17 protein-coding genes are annotated in these 16,602 nt (G+C 73.0%); 8 read left to right on the forward strand and 9 right to left on the reverse strand.

The annotated features are described in order from the left end of the window. Nucleotides 1-5: 5 nt before the first annotated feature. Nucleotides 6-1,346, reverse strand: coding sequence for an allantoinase AllB (gene allB, locus ACZ6A9_RS12100; protein WP_468983229.1), 1,341 nt, complete (start codon nucleotides 1,344-1,346; stop codon nucleotides 6-8). Nucleotides 1,347-1,609: 263 nt separating this feature from the next. On the opposite strand from allB, the gene ACZ6A9_RS12105 reads away from it, so the two are divergent. Further along, nucleotides 1,610-2,416, forward strand: coding sequence for an IclR family transcriptional regulator (locus tag ACZ6A9_RS12105; protein ID WP_468983232.1), 807 nt, complete (start codon nucleotides 1,610-1,612; stop codon nucleotides 2,414-2,416). 41 nt (nucleotides 2,417-2,457) lie between these two features. Here the strand turns inward: ACZ6A9_RS12105 and ACZ6A9_RS12110 are convergent, their stop codons facing one another. After that, entirely contained in the window at nucleotides 2,458-2,745 is a 288-nt protein-coding gene (locus ACZ6A9_RS12110) for a DUF5955 family protein (protein WP_468983234.1), read from the reverse strand. Between the two features lie 241 nt (nucleotides 2,746-2,986). Here ACZ6A9_RS12110 and ACZ6A9_RS12115 point away from each other — a divergent pair, with 241 nt between their 5' ends. Both ACZ6A9_RS12115 and aceB read left to right on the forward strand, forming a co-directional pair. Further along, nucleotides 2,987-3,586, forward strand: coding sequence for a nucleotidyltransferase family protein (locus ACZ6A9_RS12115; RefSeq protein ID WP_468983237.1), 600 nt, complete (start codon nucleotides 2,987-2,989; stop codon nucleotides 3,584-3,586). 208 nt (nucleotides 3,587-3,794) lie between these two features. Continuing rightward, nucleotides 3,795-5,420, forward strand: coding sequence for a malate synthase A (gene aceB, locus ACZ6A9_RS12120; RefSeq protein WP_468983239.1), 1,626 nt, complete (start codon nucleotides 3,795-3,797; stop codon nucleotides 5,418-5,420). A 31-nt stretch (nucleotides 5,421-5,451) separates the two neighbouring features. On the opposite strand, the gene ACZ6A9_RS12125 is transcribed toward aceB, so the two are convergent. From ACZ6A9_RS12125 to ACZ6A9_RS12140, 4 genes are all read right to left on the reverse strand, one after another. After that, nucleotides 5,452-6,387, reverse strand: coding sequence for a HipA family kinase (locus ACZ6A9_RS12125; RefSeq protein WP_468983243.1), 936 nt, complete (start codon nucleotides 6,385-6,387; stop codon nucleotides 5,452-5,454). A gap of 72 nt (nucleotides 6,388-6,459) precedes the next feature. Continuing rightward, entirely contained in the window at nucleotides 6,460-6,627 is a 168-nt protein-coding gene (locus ACZ6A9_RS12130) for a hypothetical protein (RefSeq protein WP_468983245.1), read from the reverse strand. A gap of 138 nt (nucleotides 6,628-6,765) precedes the next feature. After that, nucleotides 6,766-7,719 (reverse strand): TerC family protein, encoded by a 954-nt coding sequence (locus tag ACZ6A9_RS12135; protein ID WP_468984567.1) that lies wholly within the window; start codon nucleotides 7,717-7,719, stop codon nucleotides 6,766-6,768. A gap of 81 nt (nucleotides 7,720-7,800) precedes the next feature. Then, nucleotides 7,801-9,360: an IucA/IucC family protein gene (locus tag ACZ6A9_RS12140; RefSeq protein ID WP_468984570.1), complete on the reverse strand. Its 1,560-nt coding sequence runs from the start codon at nucleotides 9,358-9,360 to the stop codon at nucleotides 7,801-7,803. A gap of 107 nt (nucleotides 9,361-9,467) precedes the next feature. Between ACZ6A9_RS12140 and ACZ6A9_RS12145 the strand changes: the two genes are divergently transcribed. The 3 genes from ACZ6A9_RS12145 to ACZ6A9_RS12155 are packed head-to-tail and all read left to right on the forward strand — an operon-like array spanning nucleotide 9,468 to nucleotide 13,102. Beyond that, nucleotides 9,468-10,973, forward strand: coding sequence for an IucA/IucC family protein (locus tag ACZ6A9_RS12145; protein WP_468983247.1), 1,506 nt, complete (start codon nucleotides 9,468-9,470; stop codon nucleotides 10,971-10,973). Between the two features lie 45 nt (nucleotides 10,974-11,018). Beyond that, entirely contained in the window at nucleotides 11,019-12,293 is a 1,275-nt protein-coding gene (locus tag ACZ6A9_RS12150) for a VWA domain-containing protein (RefSeq protein ID WP_468983249.1), read from the forward strand. Continuing rightward, complete coding sequence (locus tag ACZ6A9_RS12155) at nucleotides 12,293-13,102, forward strand: hypothetical protein (RefSeq protein ID WP_468983252.1); 810 nt, start codon at nucleotides 12,293-12,295, stop codon at nucleotides 13,100-13,102. The genes ACZ6A9_RS12150 and ACZ6A9_RS12155 overlap by 1 nt, the downstream gene beginning before the upstream one ends. Before the next feature lie 52 nt (nucleotides 13,103-13,154). On the opposite strand, the gene ACZ6A9_RS12160 is transcribed toward ACZ6A9_RS12155, so the two are convergent. Further along, on the reverse strand, nucleotides 13,155-13,784 hold the full coding sequence (locus ACZ6A9_RS12160; RefSeq protein ID WP_468983256.1) for a winged helix-turn-helix transcriptional regulator: 630 nt from the start codon (nucleotides 13,782-13,784) through the stop codon (nucleotides 13,155-13,157). An 81-nt stretch (nucleotides 13,785-13,865) separates the two neighbouring features. Between ACZ6A9_RS12160 and ACZ6A9_RS12165 the strand changes: the two genes are divergently transcribed. Together ACZ6A9_RS12165 and ACZ6A9_RS12170 are read left to right on the forward strand one after the other, a co-directional pair. Continuing rightward, nucleotides 13,866-15,074, forward strand: a complete 1,209-nt coding sequence (locus ACZ6A9_RS12165; protein ID WP_468983259.1) for a pyridoxal phosphate-dependent aminotransferase — start codon at nucleotides 13,866-13,868, stop codon at nucleotides 15,072-15,074. A gap of 46 nt (nucleotides 15,075-15,120) precedes the next feature. Beyond that, nucleotides 15,121-15,447, forward strand: coding sequence for a hypothetical protein (locus tag ACZ6A9_RS12170; protein ID WP_468983262.1), 327 nt, complete (start codon nucleotides 15,121-15,123; stop codon nucleotides 15,445-15,447). Nucleotides 15,448-15,513: 66 nt separating this feature from the next. Here ACZ6A9_RS12170 and ACZ6A9_RS12175 read toward each other — a convergent pair whose 3' ends face one another. Continuing rightward, complete coding sequence (locus tag ACZ6A9_RS12175; protein ID WP_468983265.1) at nucleotides 15,514-16,083, reverse strand: SMI1/KNR4 family protein; 570 nt, start codon at nucleotides 16,081-16,083, stop codon at nucleotides 15,514-15,516. Nucleotides 16,084-16,123: 40 nt separating this feature from the next. Then, nucleotides 16,124-16,576 carry an ATP-binding protein gene (locus ACZ6A9_RS12180; RefSeq protein ID WP_468983268.1) on the reverse strand — a complete coding sequence of 151 codons (453 nt, stop codon included), beginning with the start codon at nucleotides 16,574-16,576 and terminating at the stop codon, nucleotides 16,124-16,126. Between the last annotated feature and the right edge of the window lie 26 nt (nucleotides 16,577-16,602).

Raw genomic sequence — 16,602 nt, forward strand, 5'->3', positions numbered from 1 at the left:
CGCTGTCAGGGGGAGCGGGTGAGGAGTCGGCCCTTCGGCTCGGTGAACTCGCCGCCGGCCAGGACGCACCGGCCGCGCAGCCAGGTGGACTTGACGACGCCGTGCAGGGTGCGGCCCGCGTACGCCGTCACGCGGTTGCGGTGCTGGAGCGCCGCGGGGTCGACGGTGAAGGTCTCGTCGGGGGCGAGGACGGCGAAGTCGGCGTCGTGGCCGGGCGCGATGGCGCCCTTGCGGGTGCCGAGGCCGGCCAGCCGGGCCGTGCGCGCCGCCATCCAGCGCACCACGTCCTGAAGGCCGTGGCCGCGTCCGCGGGCCTCGGTCCACACGGCGGGCAGGCTGAGCTGGAGGCCGGAGATGCCGCCCCAGGCGGTCGCGAAGTCGTCCGTCTTGAGGTCGGCGGTGGACGGGGAGTGGTCGGTGACGACGCAGTCGACGGTGCCGTCCGCCAGGGCCTGCCAGAGCAGGTCCCGGTTGGCGGCCTCGCGGATGGGCGGGCAGCATTTGAACTCGCTGGCGCCGTCCGGGACTTCCTCCGCGGTGAGGGTGAGGTAGTGGGGGCAGGTCTCGACCGTGACGCGTACGCCGTCGGCCTTGGCGGCGGCGATCACGGGCAGCGCGTCGCTGGAGGAGAGATGCAGGACGTGCACCCGCGCATTCAGGCGTTTCGCCTGGTCGAGAAGGTGGGCGATGGCGGTGTCCTCGGCCCGGCGCGGGCGGGAGGCGAGGAAGTCGGCGTACCTGGGTCCGCCGTGCCGCGGGGCGGCGGCGAGGTGGCGCGGGTCCTCGGCGTGCACGATCAGCAGTCCGTCGAGGGCGGCGATCTCCTGGAGGGAGCGGGCCAGTTGGTCCGGGCCGAGGTGCGGGAACTCGTCGACGCCGGAGGGCGACAGGAAGGCCTTGAAGCCGAAGACGCCGGCCTCGTGCAGGGGGCGCAGGTGCTGGACGTTGTCCGGCAGGGCGCCGCCCCAGAAGCCGACGTCGACGTGGGCCTGGTCGGCGGCGACCCGCTGTTTGGTGCGCAGGTGGCCGACGGTGGTGGTGGGCGGCAGGGAGTTGAGCGGCATGTCGATCAGGGTGGTGATGCCGCCGGCCGCCGCCGCGCGGGTGGCGGTCCAGAAGCCCTCCCACTCGGTGCGTCCCGGCTCGTTGACGTGCACGTGGGTGTCGACGAGGCCGGGCAGCAGGACGTCGTCGCCGAGGTCCTCCAGGCGGGCGCCTGAGGGGACGGGGGCGTCGTGCGGGGTGACGGCCGTGATCGTGCCGCCGGCGACCGCGACGCAGGCGGCCCGGGTTCCCCCGGGAGTGATGACGCGCGTCGAGCGCAGCACGAGTTCGGCGTCGGACACCCGGATCCTCCTGGACTTCCGCAGGTGCGCGGGAACATGGGCACGAAGCCGGATTTCAACGTTCTGTTGAAGGAGTGTTCCCCTCGGGTCGCACCCCGTCAAGGGCACCTTTCCCGGCGGGACGGCCCACCGGACACCCTCTCGACATTTCCACGCCGCGGAACGACCATTTCCATGACCAGAAGGCGGCTGAGCGCCGGCGGGCGGTCGACCGGCTGCCGGGTAGGCTCTGCCCTCCCCGCCAGTCCCGAAAGGAACGCGCCGTGCCGACGTCCAGCGCCAGCACCACCGACTCCGCCCGGTCCGCCCCCAGCGGCGGCGTGCAGTCCCTCGAGCGCGCCTTCGACCTGCTCGAACGGATGGCGGACGCGGGGGGCGAGGTCGGCCTCAGCGAGTTGTCGGCGAGCAGCGGACTGCCCCTGCCGACGATCCACCGCCTGATGCGCACCCTCGTCGCCTGCGGTTACGTGCGCCAGCAGCCCAACCGCCGGTACGCGCTCGGCCCCCGTCTGATCCGGCTCGGCGAGTCCGCCTCCCGGCTGCTGGGCACCTGGGCGCGGCCGTACCTGGCCCGGCTGGTGGAGGAGACCGGGGAGACGGCGAACATGGCGCTGCTCGACGGGGACGAGGTCGTGTACGTGGCCCAGGTGCCGTCCAAGCACAGCATGCGGATGTTCACCGAGGTCGGGCGGCGCGTGCTGCCGCACTCCACCGGCGTGGGCAAGGCCCTGCTGTCCGGCTTCCCGCCGGAGGACGTACGGGCCCTGCTCGGCCGCACGGGCATGCCGGCCGCGACCGACAGGACCATCACCACTCCGGACGGCTTCCTCGCGGCGCTGGAGGAGGTGCGCCGCCAGGGCTACGCGATCGACGACAGCGAGCAGGAGATCGGCGTCCGCTGTCTCGCGGTGCCCGTGCCGGACTCCCCCACGGCGGCCGCGATCTCCATCTCCGGTCCGGCCGGCCGGGTCACGGAGGCGGCGACGGAGAGGATCGTCCCGGTGCTCCAGCAGGCCGCCGTGGACCTGTCGCGGGCTCTCGCCACCCCCGGCACCGCGCCGGCCGTCTGACGGCACGCGCCGCGGACCGGCGCGGGGGCGGACGGAGGGCGTCAGCCGCGCGGCGGCCGGCCGAACAGGTCGACCGCCTCACGCAGTTCGCGCACGCCCGGCCCCAGGGCGCTCACCGAGCCGATGGCCCCGGCGACCAGCAGCAGGGAGCGGCGCAGGCCGGGGATGTCGGGAGGGGCGCCGGCGGCCAGGTCCGCCAGTGCGGCGAGTTCCTCCTCCGCGATGGCGCGGTCCCGGAACTCCGCGGGATGGGCGGCGAGCTGACGACGTAACCGGGCGACGGCCGAGCGCAGCCCCGCCACCCGTGGATCCACCTGACTGCCGGGCACACGCCTCTGCTCAACGCTCCGCAACACGGTCCTCCCCCTGGCATGCCGTCGCGCGCCTCCCCGCCCGGCCCCAGCACCCCCGCCGCCGGTCGGTGCGCGCCAGTAAACGCCACCACGGGGTGTTTGCGCCAGTCCGCTGCGTCATCGGCTTGCTCCACAGCGTGACAGCCGGGCGCCGGGGGCACTCGCATACCCCATCCGCCGTCCCGTCACGGCACGGCGGATGGGGTATGCAGGACCCATGGCGGACGACGAGGACCGGATCGCGGGAATCCTGCTGGCGGCCGGGGGCGGGCGGCGTCTCGGCGGGCGCCCCAAGGCGCTGCTCACCCATCGCGGACGGCCGCTGGTGGAGCACGCGGCAGGGGTGCTGCGCGCCGGCGGCTGCGCGCGCGTGCACGTGGTGCTGGGCGCCCGGGCGGAGGAGGTGCGCGCCCGCGTCTCGCTGCCCGGCTGTGTGGTCGTCGACAACCCGGCGTGGGAGCGGGGCATGGGCGGTTCCCTGCGGGCCGGGCTGGACTCCCTGGCCGGCACGGGCGTACGGGCCGCGCTGGTGCTCCTGGTCGACCAGCCCGGCATCGGGCCCCGGGCGGTCTCCCGGGTACTCGGCGCGTACGGGTCGCCCGCGTCGCTCGCCTCCGCCGTCTACGACGGCGTGCGCGGCCATCCCGTCCTGTTCGGCGCCGCGCACTGGGCCGGTGTCGCCGCGTCCGCGTCGGGCGACCGGGGAGCGCGCGCCTACCTGGCGGAACACGCGGACCGGGTCACGCTCGTCGAGTGCGGTGACGTGGCCGAGGCGTACGACATCGACACCGAGGCGGATCTGGCGCACCTCGAGTGAGCCGGGCCGGCCGCGGGCAGGGGACGGGAACACCGGGCGCCGCCTTCCCCGCCCCGGGAGCACCTCGCCCTCAACAGAACATTGAACTTCCACCATGAGGAAATTAGTATCCACCCGCCCACCGCAAGCGCACCTGTCCGTACGAGCGTCCCGAGCCGCACCGGGCCGACCGGCCCCTCGCCCCGCACGCCGAAGGAAGTGACAGCCGATGTCCGCACCAGCGCCGTCCCCGCTGGCCATCGTCGACGCCGAGCCCCTGCCCCGGCAGGAGGAGGTCCTCACCGAGCCGGCCCTCGCCTTCGTGGCCGCGCTGCACCGGCGGTTCACGCCCCGGCGTGACGAGCTCCTCGCCCGCCGCGCGGAGCGCCGCGCCGAGATCGCGCGCACCTGCACGCTCGACTTCCTCCCGGAGACCGCCGCGATCCGCGCCGACGACTCCTGGCGGGTGGCGCCGGCCCCCGAGGCCCTGAACGACCGCCGTGTCGAGATCACCGGCCCCACCGACCGCAAGATGACCGTCAACGCCCTCAACTCCGGTGCGCGGGTGTGGCTGGCGGACTTCGAGGACGCCTCGTCGCCCACCTGGGAGAACGTGGTCACCGGCCAGATCGGCCTGATCGACGCCTTCACCCGGACCATCGACTTCACCGACCCGGCGTCCGGCAAGTCCTACGCCCTGCGCCCCGACGAGGAGCTGGCGACGGTCGTCGTGCGCCCGCGCGGCTGGCACCTGGACGAGCGGCACCTCACGGACCCGGACGGCACCCCGGTGCCCGGCGCGCTCGTCGACTTCGGTCTGTACTTCTTCCACAACGCGGGGCGGCTGACCGAGCGCGGCAAGGGCCCGTACTTCTACCTCCCCAAGACGGAGTCCCACCTGGAGGCCCGGCTGTGGAACGAGGTGTTCGTCTTCGCCCAGGAGTACCTGGGCATCCCCCGCGGTACCGTCCGCGCCACCGTCCTGATCGAGACGATCACGGCCGCGTACGAGATGGAGGAGATCCTCTACGAGCTGCGCGAGCACGCCTCGGGCCTGAACGCGGGCCGCTGGGACTACCTCTTCTCCCTCGTCAAGAACTTCCGTGACGGCGGCGCGAGGTTCGTCCTCCCGGACCGCAACGCGGTCACCATGACCGCCCCGTTCATGCGCGCCTACACCGAACTCCTCGTGCGCACCTGTCACAAGCGCGGCGCGCACGCCATCGGCGGCATGGCGGCGTTCATCCCCTCCCGCCGGGACCCGGAGGTCAACAAGGTCGCCTTCGAGAAGGTCCGCGCCGACAAGGACCGCGAGGCGGACGACGGTTTCGACGGCTCCTGGGTCGCCCACCCCGACCTGGTGCCCGTCGCCATGGAGTCCTTCGACCGGGTGCTCGGCGACCGGCCGCACCAGAAGGACCGCCTCCGCGAGGACGTGGACGTGAAGGCGGAGGACCTCATCGCCGTCGACTCCCTGGACGCCAGGCCGACGTACGCGGGCCTGGTCAACGCGGTGCAGGTCGGCATCCGCTACATCGAGGCCTGGCTGCGCGGCCTCGGCGCGGTCGCCATCTTCCATCTGATGGAGGACGCGGCCACCGCCGAGATCTCCCGCTCCCAGATCTGGCAGTGGATCAACGCGGGTGTCGTCCTCGACAACGGCGAGCGGGTCACCGCCGGGCTGGCCCGCGAGATCGCCGCGCGGGAACTGGCGGACATCCGTGCCGAGCTCGGCGAGGAGGCGTTCGCGGCGGGCACCTGGCAGCAGGCCCACGACCTGCTGCTGAAGGTCGCCCTCGACGAGGAGTACGCCGACTTCCTCACCCTTCCGGCGTACGAGCAGCTCAGGGGCTGAGCCGCGCGCCCGGGCGGGTGGGTCCTTGAGATCACCCGCCCGGGCGCGGCCGTCCGCCCAGGTGGACCGACCAGTCCTGTTCCGCCGCGGGCTTGCCGTGCAGGTCCGGGACGCGTTTGAGCCAGTCCGGACGCCCCCGCCGGGTCCGCGCCGCACGCCGGGCGTTCTCCTCGGCGAGTTCCCGCGCGCCGGGGAAGTCGGTGGGCAGCCAGGACTGCGAGGACCGCACGCGTGCGTGGAGGTACGCCACGTACGCGTCCCGGACCTCGTCGGGCGTGGCGAAGCGCGGGTCGCCGGCCAGCCAGTCGTCGGGGACCTCCGCGGCGACGGACCGCAGCAGTTCCCCGGTGACCTTCGGTGCCAGCTCGGCGTCCGCCGCGCGGACGTCGGGCCCGTACCGGCCGAGGGCGTGGTGGCGGAAGTCGTACGCCTTGGAGGGGTCGGAGCCCTCCCAGCGGTGGTGGAAGACGAGCGCGGCACCGTGGTCGATGAGCCAGAGCCGCGGGGGCGCGACGCCGAGCGTCGGCCACACCACCAGGTTGGAACTGTGGACGGTGCGGTCCACGTTCACCGTCAGCGCGTCCAGCCAGACGATCCGCCCCGCCTCCATCGGGTCCACGGGGAAGTCCTGGGCGACCTCCGGGGTGAAGTCCCGGGCCCCGGGCAGATGGTCCATGCCGAGATTGACCCCGGCGCTGGCGGTGTGCAGATCGCGCACCTCCTGGTGCGGCTCACTGTCCGCCACCACCGGATCGAAGTGCACCAGGACCAGTTCGGGGAAGCGCAGTCCGAGCGCCCGCGCCAGCTCCCCCACGATCACCTCGGCGACCAGCGCCTTGCGCCCCTGCGCCGACCCGGTGAACTTCACGACGTACGTGCCCAGGTCGTCGGTCTCGAACAGGCCGGGGACGGAGCCGCCGGAGTGCAGGGGTTCGACGTAGCGGACGGCGGTGACCTGCTTCAGCATGCTCCCGGTCCACCCCGTCCTCGTCCGGCGTCGAATGGGCATCCTAACCGGGCGTGATGAGGGCCCGGGCGGTCAGGCGGGCGGCCCGGTCTGTTTCCGGCGGCGGTCTGTCCCGGCGTGCGCGGCGCGCGGCGGGTACACGGGCACCCACTCGGGGACGCAGTGCTCGCAGTCGGGGTTGTGGCAGGGACCCGCGGTCCACTGCGGGACGTAGATCCCGAAGGTCTTGTGTCGTCGCACGACGGTCTCCACCGGTTGTCGGCACGAGCCGCACACCCGCCCGGAGGGCTGGGTCCCGTCGCGGTTCCGGTCAGGGCTCATACCAGCACGTTACGCCCGCTTTGCACCTTTCGGGGTAGCTGGCTGTCCCGGTCACCCCTACTCGGACTTCTTCTTCTCCGGTGGGGGACGCAGCATGCTGAGCCCGATGGACACGCCCAGCACCACGACGATGACGGCGAGGCTGAGGAGGGACGGGATCTCGGGCACGGACGTGCTGATCGTCTTGTGGGACGCCTGGAGGACGAGCTTGACGCCGATGAAGGCGAGGATCAGGGCGAGGCCGACGCTGAGGTAGTGGAAGCGGTCCAGCAGGCCGGCGAGCATGAAGTACAGGGCGCGCAGACCGAGGATGGCGAAAGCGTTGCTGGTGTACACGATGAAGATGTCACTGCTGACGGCCAGGACCGCGGGCACGCTGTCGACGGCGAAGACGAGGTCGGCCGCCTCGATCGCGGCCACGACGGCCAGCAGCGGCGTCCCCACCCGTTTGCCCGCTTCCTTGACGAAGAAGTGGGGGCCCGCGTACTCGTCCCGGACGGGGATGAACTTGCGCAGCAGTCTGACCGCGAAGCTCTTGCCCGGGTCGAAGCTCTCGTCCTCACCCTTGAGGATCTTGTAGGTGCTGTAGAAGAGGATCGCCGCGAAGACGAACAGCACGGCCGTGAAGCGGTTGACCACGGCCACACCGGCGGCCAGGAAGATGCCGCGGAAGACCAGGGCGCCCAGGACGCCGAGGAACAGCACGCGGTGCTGGTAGGCCCTCGGCACCTTGAAGTAGCTGAAGATGAGCGCGAAGACGAACAGGTTGTCGACGGACAGGCTCTTCTCCAGCAGCCAGGCCGTGGTGTACTCCACCCCCGCGTCCGTGCCGACCACGAGGAAGACGACGCCTCCGAAGGCGATGGCCAGCCCGATCCAGAGTGCGCTCCAGGCGGCCGCCTCACGGAAGCCGATGACATGTGCCGTGCGGTGCGCGAGAAGGTCGACCGCGAGTGACACCAGCACGACGACAACGAACACGATCCACAGCCACAACGGCACGTCATGCACAAGCACGCCTCCTCGGGCGCGATCCGCCGGCAGTCTCCTCTCAGAGTGTGGGGCACGTGCCGGGTTGTCGCCTGTTCGTCCTCACCCGGCGGCCAGCGGGTTCGGCAGCGGCCGGTAGCGGGCGTCGGCGCCGTCCGCCGCCGTCCAGCGCAGGAGGAGGTTGGTCTTGGCGGGGAGGGTCGGGGCGCCGAGGAGGGCGGGCATCTCGGGAAGGTCGTGGCGGGCCAGTTCCCGGCGGACGGCCGGCCAGGGGTCGAGGCCGGGGTGGTGTTCGGCCAGGGCGGCGGCGATCTCCATGAGGTGGTTGACGACCAGGCAGTACACCAGGCGTTCCCAGCCGGCCGCCCGGGACACCGTGGGCAGCGAGGCCGTCCCGGACGCCTCCGGGAGGAGTTTGACGCCTTCGGCGTCCCGGAAGAGGGCCTGTACGGGCATGCCGTCCGGGCCGATCGCGATCAGGGTGTTCTGCAGGTGGGCCTCCAGGACGACGCCGTGCTCGGCGAACGCCGTCAGGGGCGGGGGCACCACACGGTTCAGGTAGCTCTCCCACCATTGCGCCGGACGGGTGGTGCCGGCGAGGGGGCTCCCGTCGAAGCCCTCGGCCAGCGCCGCCGCGAGGCAGGGGGTCGCGCCCGGCACGACGTGGCCGCGCAGTCCGTCACGGACGACCACGGCCAGCTGTTCGAAGGCGAAGTCCGCGGTGCGGTGGCCCCGGTCGCTCAGCCAGGCGGGGGCGGCCGGGCCGTCGAACGCGGCGAAGGCGTGGCGCACGGCCGCGTCGGTCCCGTGCAGTCTCCGCAGGTCGTGGCGCCACAGCCGGCGGATGTCGTTGGTGATGCGCACGTCGAGGCTGAACTTGAGGAACAGGTCGTCGCCGGGCGCGTACACGGTACGGATCGCCGCGGTGGGCCACACCGGGAAGGCGGTCGTGCCCAGCCGGAGGAGGCGGCCGTCGGCGAAGGCGGGGGCGAGGTCGCGGGCGGCGAGGTCGAGCTGCCAGGGATGCGCGGGCAGCAGGCGGTAGCCGGGCGGGGCGGCGCCCAGACGGTCGAGGGCGGCGGTGTCGCCCTCCTCCACCACCGTGTCCTCGCGCAGTGCCAGCAGCGTCAGCGGGAAGCGGGCGTGTGCCTCGGGCGCGTAGGGCAGCCAGCCGGCCGCGGGGCCGCCGCCCCTCGCCTTCGGGGCGGGGTGGTGGGGGTGGCCGGTGAGCAGGGACTGCTCGGAGCGCAGGTAGGGGTCGGCGGGCGGGGCGGCCCGCGCACGGGCGTCGAGCAGGGCGGCCACCGCGTCCCGGCTGTCGAGCATCTCCGCGGGCAGTTCGTGATTGGACAGGCCGGTGTGCCGGCGCAGTTCCCCGGCGACGAGTTCGACCAGTTCCGGGTGGCCGAGGCGGTGCCAGGCGTGCGCGGTGAGCACCTCGGGGGCGGCGGGGCGGCGGGTGCCGTACACCCTCAGCAGCCGGCCCGTACCGGGGAGCCGGTACGTCCGGCGGGCGTCCGCGTCCCTGGCGGGTTCCGGTCCGGGCAGGGGCTCGGCCACTTCGCGCAGCAGGCAGTTCAGCAGCGGTACGGCCGCGTAGGCGTCGGCACGTCCGGCCGGGCCGGCGCGGCTCGCCGCGTGGTCGTCTGCGGGCGGGGGCATGAGGTCCACGCGTTCTGGTTCCCTACGTCTGTCCGGCGGAGACGATCAGTATGTCTGTCGTCGTCCCCCCGTTCGTCGCGTTCCGTACGTACCCGAGGAGACCGCCCGTGCACCGTCCCCCCACCGCCGAGGCCGAGGTCGCCGACGAGCTGGCCGCCGTACGGCCCGGTCTCGTCGCCGGGTACGCGGGAGGGCTTCCCGGTGCCCGCGCGGCCGTGCTGTCCCGGCTGTGGCGCGGTCTCGCGCACGAGCCGCTGCCCTGGGTCACGCGCCGTGAACCGGGTGGCGACGGGCTCACCCTGCGGCTGGCGGACGGGCGCCTGCTGCACGGGCCGCGGTCCGACCCGTACGCGACGGGCGCCCACGTCACCGCCGTACGGCTGGACGGGACGGCGTACGAGGACCCGGCGCGGCTGATGACGGAGCTGGCCGTACCGCACTCGGCGGTGTTCGCCGCCGAACTCGGGCACAGTGTGGCGTCGTTGGCGCTGTCGCGGGCGGGGCGGGACGCTCCCCCGCGGGAGTGGCCGGCGCGGGACTGGGAGTGGGAGCAGCGGGTGAGCGACGGTCACCCGTTCCACCCCGGCTGCCGTTCCCGGCCCGGCTTCTCGGTGGCGGAGCAGCTCGCTTACGGACCCGAGCACCGGCCGGTGGTGGAGCTGGGGCTGGTGCCGGTGCCGGCCGGGGAGTGCCTGGTGGCGGGGGTGTGGCCGCGGTGGCTGCGGGAGGCGGGGCGGCTGCTCGTCCCGGTGCATCCCTGGCAGGCGGCCCACGTGCTGAAGCGGACGGGTGAGGGGCGGCTCCCGGCGCATCCGCTGATGGCGCTGCGTACCCTCGCACTGCCGGACGGGCCGCACGTCAAGACGGCGCTGAGCGCCCGGCTGACGTCCTCGGTGCGGGACATCTCGCTGGGTTCGGTCGCCGCGTCGGCGGTGCTGTCTGACTTCGGGGAGGCGGTGGCGGCGCGGACGGACGGACTGCTGCACATCACCCGCACGCTGGGCGCGGTGGCGGCCGGGTCGCCCGATCTCGCGGCGGTGCTGCGCGAGTCGCCCGGGGTGTACGCGGCGGCCGGGGAGCGGGTCGTACCGGTGGCGGCGCTGGCCACCACCGAACTGCCCGACTCGCCAAGCTGGTTGACCCGTTTCACCGTGCTCGCCCTGACCGTCGGGCTGCGGTTGCTGGAGCTGGGGGTGGCGCTGGAGGCGCACGGTCAGAATCTGCTCGTGGTGCTGTCGGCGGACGGGGATCCGGTGCGGCTGGTCTATCGCGACCTGGCCGATCTGCGGGTGGGACCGGCGCGGCTGGCCCGGCACGGTGTCCCGCTCCCCGAGCTGCCCGCCCGCATGGTCACGGACGACGAACGCACCCTGCGGCGCAAGCTGTTCGGCTCGCTCGTGGCGGGTGCGCTGGCGGGGACGGCGGGGTCGGGGCCGGTGCTGCGGGCGGCGCTGGAGAGCGCGGTGCGGGAGCTGCCGCGCACCCCGGACCTGGCCGCGCTGACCGGTGGGCCGCTGCCGGCGAAGGCGCTGACGCTGATGCGGCTGTCACCGCGCACGGCCGGGGACCAGTGGGCGGAACTGCCCAATCCCTTCCAGGCCGGGTCTCTGTGACACCCCGTTTTGGAGCGGGGCACGCCGGATCAATAGGATCCGCCGATGATCAGAAGAAAACGGCCGGTGGCAGGCGCCTGCGTCCTGCTCGCCGCACTGACGGCCGGGCTCGCCTTCCCGGCCGGGGCGGCCGCCGACGAACCCACGGGCCGGGACGCGCCCAAGGTCAACCTGCTCCTCGACGTGAGCGGCTCGATGCGGGCCAAGGACATCGACGGCCAGTCCCGGATGGCGGCGGCGAAGCAGGCGTTCAACGAGGTGCTGGACGCGACACCGGAGGAGGTCGAACTGGGCATCCGGACGCTCGGCGCCGACTACGCCGGTGACGACCGCAAGGAGGGCTGCAAGGACACCGCCCAGCTCTACCCGGTCGGCCCGCTGGACCGCACCGAGGCCAAGACCGCGGTGGCCACGCTCGCGCCGACCGGATGGACCCCCATCGGCCCGGCGCTGCTGAAGGCCGCCGACGACCTCGGGGACGGCGACGGCTCCAAGCGCATCGTTCTGATCAGTGACGGCGAGGACACCTGCGCCCCGCTCGACCCGTGCGAGGTGGCCCGGGAGATCGCGGCCAAGGGCATCGGCCTGACCATCGACACCCTGGGCCTGGTCCCGAACGCCAAGCTCAGCCGGCAGCTCAGCTGCATCGCGGAGGCGACCGGCGGTACGTACGCCTCGGTCGAGCACCAGGACGAACTCACCGACCGGGTCAACGAACTGGTGGACCGGGCGGCCGAGCCGGTGGTGACCCCGGTGGCGGTGCGGGGCGCCGACTCGTGCGCGAAGGCGCCCGCGGTGGAGTCCGGCCTCTACACCGACCGCGAGGAGTTCGGGCAGCAGCGCTGGTACCGGGTGGAGCTGATCGCCGGGCAGGAGCTGCGGGCCTCGGTGAGCGTGGCGGCGGACCGGGCGGTGCGTCCGGACCACGGCGTGCTGCTGCGGGCCGTCACGGTGCACGGCCGGGAGATCGTGCGGGGCGAGGCCGCGGGCAACGGCCGTACGGACGTCCTCTCCACCGGCCTGCGCTATCCGAAGCCGGAGCGGGACGACGACGACGCCGACAAGCCGGCCGCCGAGGTGGTGTGCCTGGTGGTGACCCACTCCTTCTCGGCGGACTCCGGGGTGAAGACCACCCCCGGTCTTCCGCTGGAGCTGACCGTCGACGTCGTGGACGGCCCGGACGGGGCGAGTGACGTGGCGTCCTTCGGTCTGGGCCGGGGCTGGTGGCTGCTCGGCGCGCTGATCGTGACCGGTTTCGTCGCCGGTCTGCTCTGGGGCTGGCTGTCCCGCTGGCGGTTCGCTGTCTGGAGGACCCACTGATGCGCGCGATACGTGTACTGGGCGCGGCCCTGCTGACGCTCGGACTGGCCGCGGCCCCCGCGGCGGCCGACTCCTCACCCTCCCCGGAGGCGTCCGGGGAGAGTGAGGGCCCCACCCGCGCGGGCACGTCCTTCCGTACCGCGACGGAGGTCGAGCAGGGGCGGACCGCCACCGCGCGCGCCTCCACGGGCGACTACCTGTACTGGTCGTTCCCCGCGGACGCCGGACAGCGCCCCACGGTGCGGGCGACGGTGAAACTGCCGGAGAGCCACGCGGCCGAGACCTGGCAGGTCGACGTGTACGACGGTCTGCGCCGCCGCCAGGCCTGCCAGTACGGGGCGCAGACCCGTACCGCGGGCGCCGACGCGCCCTCGCTGGAGCTGGAGTGCGTGCTGCGCACGGTCCGCGCCTGGTCGGAGCCGTGGGCCGACGACCCGCTGCCGGGCACCTACTACGTGCGCCTGACCGCGCTGCGGCTGTCGACGTCCGACCTGGGGCAGCCGGTCTCCGCGGAACTGCGGGTCGAGTCCCAGGACATGGGCGGTGCCGCGGCGGTGGACGGCACGCTGTCCGAGCCGCTGGTGCCGGGCATCGCGACCCCGGCCGAGCAGGACCTGGCGGAGGACGACGACTCGCCCACCGCGGTCCTGGCCGGCCTGGAACCGGAGGACGGCTGGACCTCCGGCTGGTGGTCCGACCGCTGGATCTGGACGGCCGCGGGCGGCGCGCTGGCCGCGCTCGCCGGTGTCGCCGGCTACCGCCTGACGAGGGGTTCCGGACGTCCGCCCGGGGTGCCGCCGACGGCGTGACACGACAACTCCCTTGGAAGGCCCGCCCTGTGCGGGCCTTCCGCGTTCCCGGTCACCCCTCCCGCAGCTCCTTGGCCAGCGGAGTCTCACCGGCCACCTCGACCCGTCCGGCGCGGACCGCGTCGGCCAGGGTCAGTTCGCCGCGGCCGATCGCCGTACAGGTGCCGGTGTCCAGGGAGAGCCGGGCGTCGGGTTCACCCGGTGCGGGGCCGTCCCCGTAGACGGGTCCGGCAGCGGCACCGGCGTGCACGTGGAACACCCCCTCGTCGAGCCGGACTTCGACGAGTCCCGTCTCGTCCCCCAGGGCGCGCAGCAGGGGCAGCGCGAACCAGTGGGCGCGGACCGCGTCCGTGGGGCGCCGCTCCCCCAGTTCCGCCTCGCCCCAGGCGCCGAGGGCCTGCAGGACGGGCAGCAACGCGGTCCCACGGGCGGTGAGTTCGTAGACGTAGGCCGCGCCGGGCGGGGGCAGCCTGCGGCGGGTGGCGAGACCGTCGCGCTCCATGTCCTTCAGCCGCGAGGCCAGCATGTCCGTGCTGACGCCCGGCAGGTCCGCGTGCAGGTCGGTGTAGCGCCGCGGGCCGGCGAGGAGTTCGCGGACGATCAGCAGCGTCCAGCGGTCACCGACGGCGTCGAGCGCGCGGGCGGCGGAACAGTACTGGTCGTAGCTTCGGCGTGGTGACATGCGACGCAGTCTAGACATGTCGTTGGACTTTCCAAGCTTCCACTTGGTAAAACCAAGCAACACCAGAATCCGGAGGGGCGCATGGAGTTCCGGCAGTCGAGCAAGCTCAGCGAGGTCTGTTACGAGATCCGCGGTCCGGTGATCGAGCACGCCAACGCCCTGGAGGAGGCGGGGCACAGCGTGCTGCGCCTGAACACCGGAAACCCGGCCCTGTTCGGCTTCGAGGCGCCGGAGGAGATCCTCCAGGACATGATCCGCATGCTCCCCCGGGCACACGGCTACACCGACTCCCGCGGTGTCCTCTCCGCCCGCCGCGCGGTCGCCCAGCGCTACCAGACGCTGGGCCTCGAGGTCGACGTCGACGACGTCTTCCTCGGCAACGGCGTCTCCGAGCTGGTGTCGATGGCCGTGCAGGCACTGCTGGAGGACGGCGACGAGATCCTCATCCCCGCCCCGGACTTCCCCCTCTGGACGGCGGTGACCACTCTCTCCGGCGGCAAGGCGGTCCACTACCTGTGCGACGAGCAGGCCGACTGGTACCCGGACCTGGACGACATGGCCGCGAGGATCACCGACCGCACCAAGGCCGTGGTCATCATCAACCCCAACAACCCGACCGGCGCGGTCTACCCGAAGGAGATCGTCGAGGGCATCCTCGACCTGGCCCGCCGCCACGGCCTGATGGTCCTCGCCGACGAGATCTACGACCAGATCCTCTACGACGACGCCGTGCACCACTCGGCCGCCGCCCTCGCCCCCGACCTGGTCGTCCTCACCTTCTGCGGCCTGTCCAAGACCTACCGCGTGGCGGGCTTCCGCTCGGGCTGGCTGGTGGTCACCGGCCCGAAGCAGCACGCCAAGGACTACCTCGAGGGCCTGACCATGCTGGCCTCCATGCGGCTGTGCGCCAACGCGCCCGCCCAGTACGCCATCCAGGCCGCCCTCGGCGGACGGCAGTCGATCCGTGAACTGACCGCGCCGGGCGGCAGGCTGCGCGAACAGCGGGACGTCGCCTGGGAGAAGCTGAACGAGATCCCCGGCGTGAGCTGCGTGAAACCCAAGGGCGCGCTGTACGCGTTCGCGCGCCTGGACCCGAAGGTGCACCGGATCCACGACGACGAGAGGTTCGTCCTCGACCTGCTGCTCCGCGAGAAGATCCAGGTGGTCCAGGGCACCGGCTTCAACTGGCCCTCCCCCGACCACTTCCGCATCCTCACCCTCCCCCACGCGGACGTCCTGGAGACGGCGATCGGCCGGATCGGGCGGTTCCTGGGCGGGTACCGGCAGTGAGGTGTCCGGGGGAACCGCCGAGACGACGATCGCGTCGGTTCAGGGCATGAGGGAACACGGAGCGGGCTGCTGCGGGCTGCTCCTGGCGGCAGCGGGCGCCATCACGGCGCTGCTCGTCTGGGCACCGAAGGCACGGGTCAGCGTCCACGGCGGGTTCGAGGGCATGCACCGGGACCTGAGCGTTCTCTACCTCGATCTCCCCCTCATCGCCGCCGGCGGCGCGCTCGTCCCGCTCGCCGCCTGGCTGCTGGCCTTGCGCACGTCCCGCCGCCCATGGTTCGCGGCCGTGTTCGCCGTGGGCGCGCTCGCGCTCGGGCTCTGGGGGCTGCTCAGCTGGTGGACGCCCTACCAGCGACCGGAGTTCACAGGTTGACCGGAAGACCGGTACTACCGGGTCGCAGCATCGGACCTGACGGCGGTGAGTGGCCCCGAGCCGCGGTCATGACCAGACGAGCCGGCCTTCGGCCACCCGGCACACCGGGTGGCTTCCGTCGGTGATGGCGGTCAGTGTCTCGGCCACGGAGTCGAAGTAGCCGGCCAGGGACTCGTATTCGCCCGTGACCGTGTTCTCGCCCACGAACCACCTGCCGATGCGCCCGTCCCGCGCGTCGATGAACTTGCCCGTCCAGCCGTCCTGGTCCGACTGGAACGGGATCCACTCGTTGCGCCAGAAGGGACGGTCCGGCTGGTCCGGAGGGTCGAAGCCCACGGACGTCACGCGGTTCGCGTACAGCCTCTCCATCGCACGGACGCCCAGGAAGAAGCTCCCCTCGTCGGTGAAGCCGGCGAAGCCGCAGCACTGCACGTCGTCGTCCACGTCCTCCTCGGCGAGATCCAGGTTGTTGCGGAGCAGCCACGCCCGCAGGTCCTGGGGGAAGGAGAGCCCCATCCGCTCCTCGGCGGACGCGAGCACCTCCTCGGTGGCGGGTCCGGACATATCCGCGTGATCGGCCGGGGCGTGATCCCTGAGCAGACTCATCACGCGGGACCAGCTTTCCACCACGCTCATCGTCCTGCCCCTGCCCCTTCGACCGGATCCCTGACAGCCGTCACTGCAACGGTACTTCGCACCACACCGTCTTGGTGTACGGGTCTCCGGCGGTCGTGCCCCAGTGGGTGGACAGGGCCTCGACGAGGAGGAGGCCGCGGCCGGACTCCGTATCGACGTCCGCGAGGGTGAGCGTGCCGGGGGCCGGGGGACGACGGTCGGGGCGGGCGTCCGTGACTTCGATGCGGAGTGTGTCCGGCGGGTAGAGGGTCAGGCGCAGTCCGAAGTCACGGCCCCGTGCGCGCCCGTGCCGTACGGCGTTGGCGGCGAGTTCGGCCACCAGCAGCGACGCGGTGCGGTTGCCGTCGGAGTCGTACGGCCATCCCCACGAATCGAGTTGCCCGGCCGTCAGGTGACGGGCGAGCCGGGCGCCCCGGGCCGTGGGCGAGAGGCGGATGCGGAAGTGGCGGGCGGGGCCGGTGTGTTCGTCCACGGGGGCGATCTCGACGTTCATGTCACTCAGCGTGGTCGCGCGATTCC

The sequence above is a fragment of the Streptomyces sp. NPDC041124 genome (assembly GCF_055592385.1).

Excerpts from the sequence above, each read along its gene's own strand:
- ACZ6A9_RS12140 (WP_468984570.1), bottom strand. The coding sequence starts at position 9,360 with ATGCCCCCGCCCGCAGACGACCACGCGGCGAGCCGCGCCGGCCCGGCC.
- ACZ6A9_RS12155 (WP_468983252.1), top strand. The coding sequence starts at position 12,293 with ATGCGCGCGATACGTGTACTGGGCGCGGCCCTGCTGACGCTCGGACTG.
- aceB (WP_468983239.1), top strand. The coding sequence starts at position 3,795 with ATGTCCGCACCAGCGCCGTCCCCGCTGGCCATCGTCGACGCCGAGCCC.
- ACZ6A9_RS12115 (WP_468983237.1), top strand. The coding sequence starts at position 2,987 with ATGGCGGACGACGAGGACCGGATCGCGGGAATCCTGCTGGCGGCCGGG.
- ACZ6A9_RS12150 (WP_468983249.1), top strand. The coding sequence starts at position 11,019 with ATGATCAGAAGAAAACGGCCGGTGGCAGGCGCCTGCGTCCTGCTCGCC.
- ACZ6A9_RS12160 (WP_468983256.1), bottom strand. The coding sequence starts at position 13,784 with ATGTCACCACGCCGAAGCTACGACCAGTACTGTTCCGCCGCCCGCGCG.
- ACZ6A9_RS12125 (WP_468983243.1), bottom strand. The coding sequence starts at position 6,387 with ATGCTGAAGCAGGTCACCGCCGTCCGCTACGTCGAACCCCTGCACTCC.
- ACZ6A9_RS12175 (WP_468983265.1), bottom strand. The coding sequence starts at position 16,083 with ATGAGCGTGGTGGAAAGCTGGTCCCGCGTGATGAGTCTGCTCAGGGAT.
- ACZ6A9_RS12170 (WP_468983262.1), top strand. The coding sequence starts at position 15,121 with ATGAGGGAACACGGAGCGGGCTGCTGCGGGCTGCTCCTGGCGGCAGCG.
- ACZ6A9_RS12180 (WP_468983268.1), bottom strand. The coding sequence starts at position 16,576 with ATGAACGTCGAGATCGCCCCCGTGGACGAACACACCGGCCCCGCCCGC.
- ACZ6A9_RS12165 (WP_468983259.1), top strand. The coding sequence starts at position 13,866 with ATGGAGTTCCGGCAGTCGAGCAAGCTCAGCGAGGTCTGTTACGAGATC.